Below are 13,132 nucleotides of genomic sequence, written 5' to 3'. Positions count from 1 at the left end.
TTTTCGGCCACCTCCCGTTAACCCGAGCACGGCTCAGTCACTCTCGGCGGTCGAGCCGCTTGGCACATTTTTTCTTAAGAAATAGGAGGCCAGCCCGGGGAGGCGGCAGAGAAGTCAATCAATTGGCCGCAAGGGGGGAGCCGAGCGGGCCGAGACCTGCGACGCTGTCTGAATGCAAACCCTTTACAGAAGACTGCTGAATGTGCTTCCCCGGATCGGTGTGCAGGTGCTCGACCTCGGCTCGGGCACCGCGGTGCTCTCCCGGCGCGGTAAGCGGAAGCGCGTCGCCGTGGGCCGGGACGCCGATCTGGTGACACGCGGCGGCGGCCGCTTCGCGGTGACGCGGGTGCGACCGGATACCTGGGTGGTGGCCCGCGGCCGCGGCGACCCGCCGGACACGTGGACGAACGTCCGGCTCGGTGACACCGGCGCCCATCTGCTCTTCGACGCGAAGGCCTCCGACGAACGCTCGCTCCAGCTGGCGGCCGCCGCGTATCTGTGCGGCCACCACGTGGCCGGGCTGCTGGAGAAGTACGAGGTGAACTGCGTCTTCGACGTGGGTGCCAACGCCGGTCAGTACGGCAGGCGGCTGCGCAGCCTCGGCTATACCGGCAGAATCGTTTCCTTCGAGCCCACCGACGAGGCGTTCGCCAAGCTGGAGAAGGCCGCCGAGAACGATCCCGAGTGGTGGGTGTTCCCCTTCGCCCTCGGGCGCGAGGAGTCCAGCCAGTCCATGCACGTGGGCTGGGCCACCATGAACTCCCTGCTCCCGGCCAGCGATTACGGCAAGGACCGCTACCGCCGGTTCGCGAAGGACCGTACGGAGGAGATCGAGATCCGCAGGCTGGACAGCGTGCTGGACAAGGCGCTGGCCGGTCTCACCGATCCCCGCCCCTATCTGAAGATGGACACCCAGGGATACGACCTGGAGGTGTTCGCGGGCGCCGGGGACCGGATCAAGGAGTTCGTGGGGTTGCAGTCGGAGGTCGCGGTGCTGCGGCTCTACGAGGGAAGCCCGCCGATGAGTGAGGCCGTCGCCGTGTACGAGGACAACGGCTTCGGGATCACGGGCATGTACCCGGTGACGCGCGAGAACACGACGGGACGCGTGGTGGAGTTCGACTGCGTGATGATGCGCGCGGACGCCGCCCCCAAGTGACGACAACACCCGTACGGGGCCGGTGCGTCCGGCCCCGTACGGGCAACCTGGGCCGCGCACGGCGCGTCGCATAGGGTGACATCGTGAGGAAGTCGATATCGCCGCCGACACTGCCCGCCAGCAACCCTTATGGCGCGGTTCCCGGTACGGGGTACGGAACAGCGCAGCCCGTGGCCGATCGGCCACCGCTGCCGGGGTATCCCCTCCGCCCCGCCCCGTCGGCGCGCCAGGCCGGGCCGGAGGCCCCGTATGCCGCGCCGGAGCAGCTCGCCTGCCAGATGTGCGGCGGGTCGCCCGCGGCGCAGATGGCGATCCGCCATCACCAGGGCTTGGTCCTCTTCATGCTGTTCCGGAAGCGGAAGGGACACTTCTGCCGGACCTGTGGCACGGCGCTGCTCCGGAAGCACACCGCCATGACGCTGTGGCAGGGGTGGTGGCATCCGCTGTCCGCGCTGCTGTTCAACCCCGTCACCCTCCTGCTGAATTGGCGGGTCCACTCAAAGATCGAGCGCCTGCCGGGCCCCGGCCCCGACCCCTTCGCCTCCCGGCTCGCCCCCGGCAAACCCCTCTTCCTCCGTCCGGGCGCCCTCATCGGGCTGCCGCCCGCCGCGTTCGTCGCGTACATCCTGGCCATGGTGATCGCGGGGTGACGCACGGCGGACCGGAAGGGCTCGGTAGAGTCCTGTGGCATGGGTGACGGGGAGGGAATCGCGGTCGGCCGGACGGAATACCAGGCGCCGCCCGCATGGCAGGCGCCGGGTGCGGTCGAGCGGACGCTGTACGAGGCCAAGCTGCGCGGCGACTGGCCCGCGTTCTTCGATGCGCTGGCCGAGGCGGATCTCTTCTTCGCCGACTCCGTCGCCAAGATCGAAGCCCATCCGGGAACACATCTGTTCACGTCCTACTGGTACTCCCAGGTCCGGACCAACTGTCTGCCCCTCCTCACCGAGGGCATGCTGCCCGCTCCCGATGCGGAGACCGCCTTCTGCCGCACCTCCCTGGACTGGCTCGCGGACGGGTGGCAGGACAGCGCCGTCTCATGGATCGTGATCAACCCGGGAAGTCCGTGCGAGGTGTTCTTCCCCGCGACACCGGCCCATCGCGCCCTGTGGCAGCAGCATGTGCGGCGCATCGAGCAATCCGACTGCGATCACTCGCACCAGCACATGCGGTTGCGCGCCGTGGAGGGAGACATGGCGGCCTCGGGAGCGCTGGCGCACGGGCTGGGGCTGATCGGGCTGCTGTCCGTCAGCAACGGTGATCTGTGGAACACCAGGGCCTACCACGGCACGGGCTACACCGGGGAGAAGAGGCGCCTCAAGGAGTGGTGGGGCATCACCAGCCGCGAGGAGTGGCGCAGCTGCGAGGAGCGGCTGCTGGACGCGGAACTGGTCAGCGGCGTCTGGGAGTTCGTGCTCGGCGTCCGGCGGGCGCTGTCCCGGGAGTTCGGCGGCCATGTCGAGGTGGACCAGTGGCGGCAGGCGGCCGAGCAGGTGCTGCGGCGGGGCTCCGAGGAGACCGAATACCGGCTGAGTGCCGACGGGGTGACCAAGGTCGGCCCCCGCGACAGCGCCGATGTGACGGCGCAGATCGCGGGAGTGCAGCGGCTCATCGGCCGTATCGCCCGCTACGAGAAGCGGTTCCGGGCCGACGGTCTGCTGGCGGAGGGGAAGTTCATCCCCACCGTGGAGGCGTGGGACTACGGGCGGGCCGTCGGAATGGCCCGCTGGGGACTGGGTGCCCGCTACTGCGACCAGCGAGAGGCTGAGAACGCGATCCTCCGTGCCAGCAGGCTCGGCCGGGCCAACTACCGCTCCTGGGAAGAGTTCTCCGCGTCGTACATTCTGGGCCGCTGCCTCCACTTCGACGAAGAGGAATTCGGCAGCTGGTACCAGGACATGCTGGAAGCGCATCGCATCCTGACCACCGACCCCACCAGCCCGTGGCTGACGATCCCCTGGAAGCCGTGAGCGGTCAGCTGGACAGGCCCAGCTTGCGGCGCAGGCCCGCCGCCTTGGACTCGGTGTCGCGGGCGGCGCGGGCGCGCAGGGCCAGCAGGTAGTTCTCGCGGGTCCGCATGATGTGCGCGTTCAGGATGTCCTCAAGTTCGTCCATACGGCCCGCCGCGAAAATCTCGGTGATCCGCCGGTGTTCCTCGAAGGAGCGCGCCGGTTCGGTCGTGGCGAGGAAGGTGAGGTGGACGCGGAGGGCCGAGACGCGGGCCAGGCTCATCTGGTACGCGTCGCTGAGGTAGCGGTTGCCGCAGTGGGCGAAGAACGCCTCGTGGAAGGCGGTGTCGGCGGTGCCGTACGCCTTGGTGTCATTGCCCGCCAGGGCGTCGGTCATGGCCTCGACGGCCCGGCGCATGGCGGCGAGGGTGGCATCGGGGTTGCGTTCGAGGGCGAGCTGGGCGGCGCGGATCTCCAGGGTGGTGCGGTATTCGCACAGCTCGAAGATCTCGTCCTCGGTGGGCTGGAAGACATACGTCCCGGACTTCGGCACGATCTCGACCAGGCCCTGGAGCCGCAGCATGCGCAGGGCCTCGCGGACCGGGGTGCGGCTCACTCCGAGGGCGGAGGCGAGGCCGTCCTCGGAGAGTGCCTCGCCGAGGTCGAACTCGCCGTCCACGATGGCCGCGCGCAGACGCCGTGCCACCTCGGAGGCCAGCGAGGATGACCGTCCGCCGCCGCCCGTTGTGCCTGTCATGCCCCTCCCAGCGCTAATGTCCATCGGTATACCGAACGTTACCGTAGCTGCCGTATCGCCTGATCCGGTCCGGGCTGAGTGAGGGCGAGGCGGGCGGTGCGGTGGGCGGCCATGCGGACGGGGGCGTTGGCGGCGCCGTAGCCGGTGTAGCGGCCGAGGCGCTGGACGAGTTCGAAGAACACCGCGCCGCCCAGGATCTCCGTATAGCAGTGGAGGAACGCGCCGTCGGCGTCGCGGTCGTAGAAGATGCCCAGCTCTCGGAGGTCGGCGAGGAGCGCGGGGTCGGGGCCGAGCCGGGCGTCGAGGTCGTCGTAGTAGTTGTCCGGGACGGCCAGCAGGGGCGCTCCGCGGTCGCGTACGGCACGGGCGGTGGCCACGATGTCGTCGGTGGCGAAGGCGATGTGCTGGGGGCTGGCCACCGGCGGCGCCCAGTCGCCCCGGCGCAGCAGGGTGACCGACAGTGCGATGCGGAGCCGCTCGGCGGGGTCGGTGAAGGCGCGGCTGCGGACCAGGCCGAAGGGCGCGGCGTATTCGGCGGTGGGCTGCGGGGTGAGGCCGAGGACGGCGCGGTAGAAGAGGGTGGCCTCGTCGTAGTGGTCGAACGGCTGGGTCAGCGCGATGTGGTCGATGCGGGTGACGCCCGCGCCGGGCCGGTCGGGCGGCGCCGCGGCGGGTGTGAAGTCGGCCAGCCAGTCGTCGCCGGTGCCGCAGAAGAAGACCTCGGTGCCGTCCGGGGCCGCGACGGCGGCGAGGTCGGCCTCGGCCGGGCCCCGGGTGCGCGGCAGGACCGGTGCGAGCAGTGCCTCGGCGCGCGCGGCCGAGGCGTGCGGGTCGGCGGTGTGCAGGCCCAGCGCGCTGATGGCGCCGCCGGGGCGGGTGGCGCCGGTGTTGAGGAGCAGCCGGGCCTCGCCCTGGGTCCACAGCTGGACGGGTTTGGTGCGGTGGTGGCCGGTGTGGACGAAGCCGAGCCCGGCCAGCGCCTGGGCGATCAGCGGCCCGGACTCCGTGTCGACGGCGACCTCGGCGAACGCCACGCCACTGGGCGCCGAGGCGGCCGGTACGGCGGGCACGGCGCCCGCCGTACGCCCGTCCGCGTGGCGGGCGGTGGCGTCCCGCAGGGCGAGCAGCGAGCGGTGGGCGTCGATGGCGGTGCGGCCCGGGTCGGCCTGCCGGAAGACATCGTTGAACACTTCCAGCGACAGCGGTCCCCGGTAGCCCGCGGCCAGCACATGGGTGAGGAACGCGGAGAGGTCCCAGGCGCCCTGGCCGGGGAAGAGCCGGTGGTGGCGGCTCCACTGGAGGACGTCCATGTCCAGGTGGGGCGCGTCGGCGAGCTGGAGGAAGAACAGCTTCTCGGCCGGGATGTCGCGGATGCCCGCCGGGTCCGAGCCCCGGGAGAGGATGTGGAAGCTGTCCAGGCACAGCCCGAGCGCCGGGTGGTCGGCGCGGGCGGCCACGTCCCAGGACGCCTCGTACGTGTTGATGTGGGCGCCCCAGGCGAGGGCTTCGTAGGCGATGCGGATGCCGTGTGCGGCGGCGCGTTCGGCGGCCGTGTGCAGCTGCCCGGCGAGCAGGTCGGGGTCCGGCACCACGTCCGGGGAGACCGAGGAGCACACCAGCAGGGTGTCGGTGCCGAGCGCCCGCATGACCTCAAGCTTCCGCTCCAGCCGGGTGAGGTTGGCGGCGAAGCGGTCCGGCGAGGTGGAGTCGAGGTCGCGGAAGGGCTGGTAGAGGTCGATGGACAGGCCGAGGTCGGCGCACCGGGCCCGGATCGCGGCGGGGGCGAGCGGAGAGGCGACGAGGTCGGGTTCGAAGATCTCCACCCCGGCGAATCCGGCGTCCGCCGCGGCGGTGAGCTTGTCGTCCAGGGTTCCCGACAGGCAGACCGTGGCCACCGCTGTACGGGTCATGTGTGCCGTCCTCCTACGGTGAGGTTCACGTCGTTGACCAGGTACGTGGGCAGCCGCCCCTCGGCGACGTCTACCACATTGCGGGCCGTCTTCGTACGGATCTCGATCTCGGAGTCCTCCGAGTACCAGGCGGTGTGCGGGGTGAGGACCACGTTCTCGCAGTGTGCCAGGGGGCTGTCGGGGCCGATGGGCTCGTGGGCGAAGACGTCCAGGGCGGCGCCCGCGATACGTCCCGAGCGCAGCGCCTCGATGAGCGCGGCCTCGTCCACCACCGGGCCGCGCGCGGTGTTGACCAGGCAGGTGGTGGGCTTCATGGCGGCGAACTGCGCGGGCCCGAGCATCCCTTGGGTCCGCTCCGTCAGCGGGGCGTGCACGGACACCACGTCGGCCTCGCGGCAGAGGGTGTCGAGGTCCACGAGCCGGACGCCGAGCGCCGCCGCCCGGGAGGCGTCCGGATAGGGGTCGTGGGCGAGGAGGGTCATCCCGAAGCCGCTCATCTTCTCGGCGAGCCGCTGCGGGATGCGGCCGAATCCGACGAGCCCGAGGGTGCGTCCGCGCAGCCGCCGCAGTGGTTTCGCGACGGTGTAGTCCCAGGTGCCCCGGCGGATGGCAGCGTCGTAGCGGTGCAGTCCCCGGGCGAGGGTGAGGATCTGGGCGGCGGCGTGGTCGGACACCTCCTCCAGGGAGCCGTCCGGCACGTTGGCGACGGCGATGCCCGCTTCGGTGGCGGCCGGGACGTCGATGGTGTTGAGCCCGATGCCGTAGCGGGAGATCACCTGGCAGCGGGTCAGGTTGCGGATGACCTGGGCGGTGACGGGGGCGTACTGGTTGATCACGGCGTCGGCGTCGGCGCAGATCTCGATCAGCTCGTCCTCGGTGCGGGCCTGGGCGGGGACGAGGGTGAGTCCCGCCCCCTCCAGGACCCGCCGCTCGGGCTCCAGGTCGGCGAATTCGTAGTCGGTGACGACCACGGTGAACATGATGGCGCTCAGCTCCCGAAACGGTGGTCGAGGTCCTGGTGGAAACCGAGGTCGACCAGGTCGCAGAACTCGGCGTAGGTGTGCTGGGCCGGGCCGCCCGCGGGGGTTCCGGCGGTGCGCAGATGGTCCAATGCGTCGGCGACCGCGCGGGTGGCGGTGAACAGCGCCGTGACCGCGTAGAAGACGAGCGAGAATCCCATGTCCGCCAGGTCGGTGGCGGTGAGCCGGGTGGTCTCGTTGCCGTCCACGATGGAGACCACCTTGGGTCCCTCGATGGCCTTGGCGACGGCCTCCACCTCCTCGACGCGTTTGATGCCGTCCACGAAGACCAGGTCGGCGCCCGCGTCCCGGTAGCGGCGGGCGCGGCGTACCGCCTCGTCGATACCGGCGGCGGGCAGGGCGTCGGTGCGCCCGATGACCAGCAGGTCGTCGGTGCCGCGGGCCTCGACGGCGCAGGCGATCCGGGCGGCGCTCTCGTCCTCGTCCATCAGCCGGATGCCGCTCATCTGGCCGCACCGCTTGGGCGCCACCTGGTCCTCCAGGTGGATGGCCGCCACCTGGGCCTGGAGGTATTCGCGCACGGTGCGGTGGATGTTGGAGGGGCCGCCGTAGCCGGTGTCGGCGTCCGCGATGACCGGGATGGACACGGCGCGGGTCATGTTGCGGGCGTGTTCGGTCATCTCGGTCTGGGTGAGCAGCCCGATGTCGGGGGTGCCGAGTCGGCTGGCGGTGGCGCCGAAGCCGGTCAGGTAGACGGCCGGGAAACCGGCGGCTTGGACGAGGCGGGCCGTGGCCGAGTCGGGCGCGCCCGGGGCCTGGACGATGCCGGGGCCGTCCAGCAGGGCCGTGAGCGACGTGGCGGCTGACACGGTCGGCTCCTTTCGGTGGGTGTCACGGGTCGTCAACGGACGGTCAACGGGCGGCGGCGGGTGTGTCGGCCACCGCCGCCGGGCCGGTTTCGGAGCCGGGCTGCCGCGCGGGGCTGCGCCACAGCAGGATCAGCACGACGGAGACGGCCAGGGACACGACGGGGATGAGCAGGCCCGCGGTGACGGTGCTGCCGTCCGTCTCCTTGCCGACGATGTACGGGCCGAAGAACCCGCCGAGGTTGCCGATGGAGTTGATGGCGGCGATGCCGACCGCGGCGTGGGTCTTGGACAGGCTGTCGGTGGTGAGCGCCCAGAACGGCGGCAGCCAGGCGAAGGCGCCGATCCCGGTGATCGCGAGCGCGACCACCGCGGGCCCGGGGTGGTCGCGCAGGGCGATGACGGCGGCGAGGCCGACGGCCCCCATGGCGAGGGGGATGGCGACCAGGTATTTGCGTTCGCGGGCGCGCTTGGACAACTGGGCGGTGACCAGCAGCGCGAGCGCGGCACAGATATAGGGGACGGCCGCGGTGAAGCCGATGTTGGTGGCCGAGTAGGAGGGGTTGATCTGCTTGATGATCAGTGGCAGGAAGAGGTTGAACCCGTAGGTGCCGATGGCGAGCGCGAGATGGGTGGCGGCCAGGTGCAGCACCCGGCGGTTGCGCAGGGCGGCGAGCTGCGCCCGTACGCCCTCGTCGTGGCCGGTGCCCTGCTCGGACTCCAGGGAGGTGCGCAGCCAGTCGCGGTCGGCGGGGGCGAGCCAGCGCGCGGTGGCCGGGGAGTTGGGGAGGAAGGCGTACGTCACGACGGCCATCAGGACGGCGGGGACGCCGGTCAGGATGAACAGCCAGCGCCAGCCCGCCATGCCGAACCACCCGGTGTGGTCCAGGATCAGACCGCCGAGCAGCCCGCCGCAGATGAACGAGACCGGCTGGGCCAGCACCAGCCAGCCGAGCGCGACGGCCCGGTCGCCGGAGCGGAACCACAGGGTGAGGTAGACGATGATGCCGGGGAAGAAACCGGCCTCCGCGATGCCGAGCAGGAAGCGCATCACGTACAGCATCTGCACGTTGGTGGTGAACCCGGTGAGTACGGTGATGATCCCCCAGGTCGCCATGATGCGGGCGAGCCAGGCGCGGGCGCCGAAGCGGCGCAGCAGCAGATTGCTCGGCACCTCGAAGAAGAAGTACGCGACGAAGAAGATCGAGGCGGCAAGGCCGTACGCGGCGGCCTTGATGCCCAGTTCGGTGCCCATGCCCAGCTGGGCGAAGCCGATGTTGGTGCGGTCGACGTACGCGATGACGTAGCCGACCGCGATGAGCGGGAGGATGCGCCAGGAGATGCGCGAGACGGCCGCGCGCTGCCCGGCCTCGTCCAGGGCCGGGGCGGGGGTGCCGCTGGGTGCGTGTGTCATGTGCTTCCTCGATCGTGCGCTTCGTTGCGCGTCGTGCGGGAGGAGGGCGGCTCAGCTCATGATCAGTCCGCCGTCGATGTTGACGGCCTGGCCGGTCATGTAGTCGGAATCGGGTGAGCAGAGGTAGAGGGCGAGGCCCGCGACGTCGTCCGGTGTCTGCGGGCGGCCCATCGGTACGGTGGCGGTGCGCCGCTGCCACGCCTCGCCCGCGGTCCACCCCTCGGTGGCGGACCACTCCTGGTCGATCTGGCGCCACATGTCGGTGCCGACCAGGCCGGGGCAGATGGCGTTGACGGTGATGTCCGGTGCCAGCGCGTAGGCCGCGGTCTGGGTGAGGCTGATGACGGACGCCTTGCTGGCGCGGTAGTGGGGGGTGAGGGGCGCCATCGGACCGGCGCCGTAACGTCCGGCGATCGACGACATCGTGATGATCTTCCCGCGCGGACGGGCGGCTTGCGGGGGTTCCTGCGTGCGCATCCGGGCGGCGGCGGCCTGCATGGTCAGGAACGCGCCCTTGACGTTGACGGCGAAGGTGGCGTCCCAGTCCTCTTCGGTGATGTCCAGGAAGGGTTTGACCTGCACGATGCCCGCGTTGCAGACCATGACGTCGAGCCGCCCGAGGCCGTCGGCGGTGCGCGCCACCATCTCGGCGCAGTCGGCGGCCCGGGTCACATCGCCCGCTACGGCGAGCGCCGGGCGGCCGAGGGCGGCCACTTCGGCGCGTACGGCCTCGGCGCGGGCGGCGTCGCGGTCGATGACGGCCAGGTGCGCGCCCGCCGAGGCGAGCCGCAGGGCGATGGACCGTCCGATGCCGCGCCCGGCACCGGTGACCGCGACGCAGAGACCGCTGAGGTCTGCCACTCTCGTCCCTTTCGTCGATGCGCCCGGCGGGAGAGGGTGGGCAGGCCGGGCCGCTGAGACTGGGACACTAGAGTTCAGCAATCTGGGATACAAGATGTGTGCACAAGATTGCTCGGCAGATTTGAGAGGTCGGGTTCCGGCCGGGCTTCGGTCCGGCCGGGGCGGGTGACGTCACCCTCCGCCGAAGTCTCCCCCGCCGAAGCCGCCGCCATCGAAGCCGCCGCCGAAATCGCCCGAGTCGAAGTCGCCGCCCGACTGGTCGCCGCCGGAGTAGTCGCCCGCCGGACCGGCGCCGTAGTAGTCGCCGTACGCGAGGGGTGAGGCGAGCGAGGTGCCGAGCAGGGTGCCCGCCAGCAGGCCCGGCAGCAGCGCGCCGCCGTAGTAGCCGGTCGCCCAGGGCGCGTAGACGGGTCCGGCGTCCCAGTACGGGCGCCGCCCCTTGGCGGTGTCGACCTGCCGGGCCAGCGGCTCCTCGCCGTCATCCAGCCGGGCGGCGTCCGCCGCGCACACCGGTACGGTCCGCTCGGATGTGCTGCCCGCCGGGGTCCACTGCCGGTCCTCGACCGAGGGGCCGTGGCGTGGGTCGAAGAAGCACGGCGGGCGGCGCTCCGGCAGCGGCCTGCCGTCCTGCCTGGCCTCCAGGGTGGCCAGCGAGAACCGGCCGTCCTCCAGGGCCTCGCTCACGTCCCGTACGTCCCTGGGCGACCGCGCCTTCTCCATCCCGGTCTTCGCGTGCTCGTAGGAGTCCAGGGCCCGGGCGTAGTCCTCGCGCATCGCGTCGTCGGCCTTCGGGGACGACGGCTCGAAGCCGATCCGGGTCAGCTCCTCGCCGAAGGCGGTGATGTCCTCGTCCACCACCGGGCGGAGTTCTTCCAGCCGGGCCCGGTCCTGCTGCTGCCGTCGCTTGGTGACGCGCCTGCTCACCAGGAAGGTGCCGCCGACGCCGACGATGACGAGCACGCCGAGCGTGATGAGCAGGCCCAGCGCGCCGGTGCTGCTGGTGGGCGTGGCGCCGTTGTTCCAGGTGGCGGGCGCGTCGCCCTTGGCCTGCTGCACGGCCTGGTCGACGAAGTCGGTGAGCATGGCCCCGGAGTCGCCGGGGTGGGACCGCTGCGCGGCGCCGGTCAGGTTGTGCACGGCGTCGCGGGACAGGACGGATCGGTCGGCGCCCGCGTCGAAGCGGTCACCGAGCGCGACCGCGTACACACCGGTGACGCCGACCTTCGTCCGCAGATCCCGCAGCAGGGTCGACCGGTCGTGCTTCTCGGCGGCGGGGAACGCGGCGACGAAGACCGGCTTGCCCGCCTTCTCGATCTTCTGCGACAGGGCGTCGGCCTCGGTCCTGGGCAGGATGTCCCGGGCTCGTGGATCGACGTAGACCGGCCCGTTGCGCAGCGAGGCCGCGGCGGTGTCGAGGGAGTCGGCGGCCCGCGCGCCGGGAGCCGCGACGATGGCGGCGAGCAGCAGCGCGAGCACGACCAGCGGAAGCACCAGCGTCATCCGGAAGACGCGTCGTACGGTCTTCATATCTACGACGCTAGCCCATTTTGCGCAATTTTGTGGCTTTTACCCAGAAGGGACCGTCGCCCGTCCCAGCCGGTGAGACTCTTCCGGCGCCGCCTTGAGCCGGGTGGCGGAGGCCGACCATACTGGCGGCCATGTTGAGTACTGTCGGCCCGCTCGTGGAACGCCTCCACGTCGACCTGTGCCGTCAGTCCAGCGCCTGCTGTCGCCCCTGATCCCGGCTTCTTCCCCGCGGATGGCGACGCTTCCGGCCCCGTAGCGGGCTTCTGACGGTTCGTCACCGCATTTCCGGCGCTCCGGCATGCAACGAAACGGTAGTTCCCCGTGCCCGACACGTCTCGTCGGCCACTTCGTACCGTGGTGCTGTCCAGCCTCCTGGGCACCACGGTGGAGTGGTACGACTTCTTCCTCTACAGCACCGCCGCGGGCCTCGTCTTCGGCGACTTGTTCTTCCCCACCGGCAACGACACCGTCGGAACCATCCTCTCCTTCGCCACCTTCGCGGTCGGCTTCCTGGCCCGGCCCATCGGGGGCCTGCTCTTCGGGCACATCGGCGACCGGATCGGCCGCAGACGTACCCTCGCCGTCACCATGAGCGTGATGGGCGGCTCCACCACCCTCATCGGCCTGCTGCCCACCTATCAGCAGATCGGCATCTGGGCGCCCATCCTGCTGCTCGTCCTGCGCGTGGCGCAGGGCGTGGCGCTCGGCGGGGAGTGGGCCGGTGCCGTGCTGCTGTCGGTGGAACACGGCCCTGCGGGCCGCGAGGGCCGCTACGGCAGCTACCCGCAGATCGGACTGGCCCTCGGGCTGGCGCTGGGGACGGGCGTGTTCGCCCTGCTCAGCAATGTGCTCAGCGACGACGCCTTCCTCAGCTACGGATGGCGGGTGGCCTTCCTGGTGAGCCTGCTGCTCGTCGTCCTCGGCATCACCGTGCGGCTCAAGGTGGACGAGACCCCCGCCTTCCGTCAGATCGAGCAGCGGCAGTCGGCGTCCCGGATCCCGCTGGCGCGGCTGCTGCGGGACCCGGACACCCGGCGGCACACCGTGCTGGGCATGCTGGCCAGGTGGGGCGAGGGCGCCGCGTTCAACACCTGGGGGGTGTTCGCCATCTCCTACGCCACCTCGACGCTGGAGTTGCCGCGCACCCCGGTCCTGCTCGCCGTCACCTTCGCCGCACTGCTGATGGCCGTACTGATCCCGCTGTCCGGCTCCCTGGTGGACCGGCACGGGGCGCGCCGGATGTACATGGTGGGCATGGCGCTGTTCGGGCTGAGCGTGTTCCCCGCGTTCTGGCTGTTCCACTCCACCGGCGTGTGGGGATTCGCCGCGGCGATCGCGCTGACACTGGGCGTGGTCCACGCCACCTTCTACGCGGCCCAGGGCACCCTGTTCGCCTCCCTGTTCCCGACGGAGGTCCGGTACACCGGCATGTCCGTGGTCTACCAGCTGTCCGGTGTGTACGCCTCCGGCATCACACCGCTGCTCATGACGACCTTCCTCGCGCTCGGCCACGGCACTCCGTGGATCGCCTGCGGCTATCTCGCGGCCACCGCGGTCGTCAGCGTGTGGGCGACCTCGCGGGTGCGGCCGTCCGACGTGTACTTCGCGTCCGGCACCGCCGACCGTCCGGTGCGCCCCTCGGCTCCGAGGTCGGCGGTGGCCGTGAAGTAGCGTCCTCGCGCCGGGCCGCGTCAGGCCACGTCGCGCCA

12 protein-coding genes are annotated in these 13,132 nt (G+C 71.1%); 5 read left to right on the top strand and 7 right to left on the bottom strand.

Going from position 1 to position 13,132, the window contains the following annotated elements; translation table 11 throughout:
* The first annotated feature begins 202 nt into the window (after positions 1-202).
* The 3 genes from ACWC5C_RS17760 to ACWC5C_RS17750 all read left to right on the top strand — a co-directional run bounded on the left by ACWC5C_RS17760 (position 203) and on the right by ACWC5C_RS17750 (position 3,129).
* Positions 203-1,159, top strand: a complete 957-nt coding sequence (locus tag ACWC5C_RS17760) for an FkbM family methyltransferase (protein ID WP_450876283.1) — start codon at positions 203-205, stop codon at positions 1,157-1,159.
* A gap of 83 nt (positions 1,160-1,242) precedes the next feature.
* A complete protein-coding gene (locus tag ACWC5C_RS17755; protein WP_450876282.1) occupies positions 1,243-1,809 on the top strand; it encodes a hypothetical protein in 567 nt (188 codons plus the stop codon).
* A gap of 39 nt (positions 1,810-1,848) precedes the next feature.
* Positions 1,849-3,129 (top strand): DUF1266 domain-containing protein, encoded by a 1,281-nt coding sequence (locus tag ACWC5C_RS17750; RefSeq protein ID WP_450876281.1) that lies wholly within the window; start codon positions 1,849-1,851, stop codon positions 3,127-3,129.
* 4 nt (positions 3,130-3,133) lie between these two features.
* Here the strand turns inward: ACWC5C_RS17750 and ACWC5C_RS17745 are convergent, their stop codons facing one another.
* From ACWC5C_RS17745 to ACWC5C_RS17715, 7 genes are all read right to left on the bottom strand, one after another.
* Entirely contained in the window at positions 3,134-3,865 is a 732-nt protein-coding gene (locus ACWC5C_RS17745) for a GntR family transcriptional regulator (RefSeq protein WP_450876280.1), read from the bottom strand.
* 38 nt (positions 3,866-3,903) lie between these two features.
* Positions 3,904-5,775, bottom strand: coding sequence for a bifunctional sugar phosphate isomerase/epimerase/4-hydroxyphenylpyruvate dioxygenase family protein (locus tag ACWC5C_RS17740; RefSeq protein WP_450876279.1), 1,872 nt, complete (start codon positions 5,773-5,775; stop codon positions 3,904-3,906).
* On the bottom strand, positions 5,772-6,755 hold the full coding sequence (locus tag ACWC5C_RS17735) for a C-terminal binding protein (protein ID WP_450876278.1): 984 nt from the start codon (positions 6,753-6,755) through the stop codon (positions 5,772-5,774). Before ACWC5C_RS17735 ends, ACWC5C_RS17740 begins: the two co-directional genes overlap by 4 nt.
* An 8-nt stretch (positions 6,756-6,763) precedes the next feature.
* Positions 6,764-7,624 carry an isocitrate lyase/PEP mutase family protein gene (locus tag ACWC5C_RS17730; RefSeq protein ID WP_450876277.1) on the bottom strand — a complete coding sequence of 287 codons (861 nt, stop codon included), beginning with the start codon at positions 7,622-7,624 and terminating at the stop codon, positions 6,764-6,766.
* Positions 7,625-7,667: 43 nt separating this feature from the next.
* On the bottom strand, positions 7,668-9,035 hold the full coding sequence (locus ACWC5C_RS17725; RefSeq protein WP_450876276.1) for an MFS transporter: 1,368 nt from the start codon (positions 9,033-9,035) through the stop codon (positions 7,668-7,670).
* Between the two features lie 51 nt (positions 9,036-9,086).
* Positions 9,087-9,896, bottom strand: a complete 810-nt coding sequence (locus ACWC5C_RS17720; protein ID WP_450876275.1) for an SDR family NAD(P)-dependent oxidoreductase — start codon at positions 9,894-9,896, stop codon at positions 9,087-9,089.
* A gap of 171 nt (positions 9,897-10,067) precedes the next feature.
* Positions 10,068-11,423: a hypothetical protein gene (locus tag ACWC5C_RS17715; protein WP_450876274.1), complete on the bottom strand. Its 1,356-nt coding sequence runs from the start codon at positions 11,421-11,423 to the stop codon at positions 10,068-10,070.
* Between the two features lie 131 nt (positions 11,424-11,554).
* Here ACWC5C_RS17715 and ACWC5C_RS17710 point away from each other — a divergent pair, with 131 nt between their 5' ends.
* Positions 11,555-11,635 carry a putative leader peptide gene (locus ACWC5C_RS17710; RefSeq protein WP_450876421.1) on the top strand — a complete coding sequence of 27 codons (81 nt, stop codon included), beginning with the start codon at positions 11,555-11,557 and terminating at the stop codon, positions 11,633-11,635.
* 142 nt (positions 11,636-11,777) lie between these two features.
* Positions 11,778-13,094, top strand: a complete 1,317-nt coding sequence (locus ACWC5C_RS17705; protein ID WP_450876273.1) for an MFS transporter — start codon at positions 11,778-11,780, stop codon at positions 13,092-13,094.
* Positions 13,095-13,132 lie beyond the last annotated feature (38 nt).

It is taken from the genome of Streptomyces sp. NPDC001700, assembly GCF_053596435.1.
This window is presented reverse-complemented; position numbering and strand designations above follow the sequence as displayed.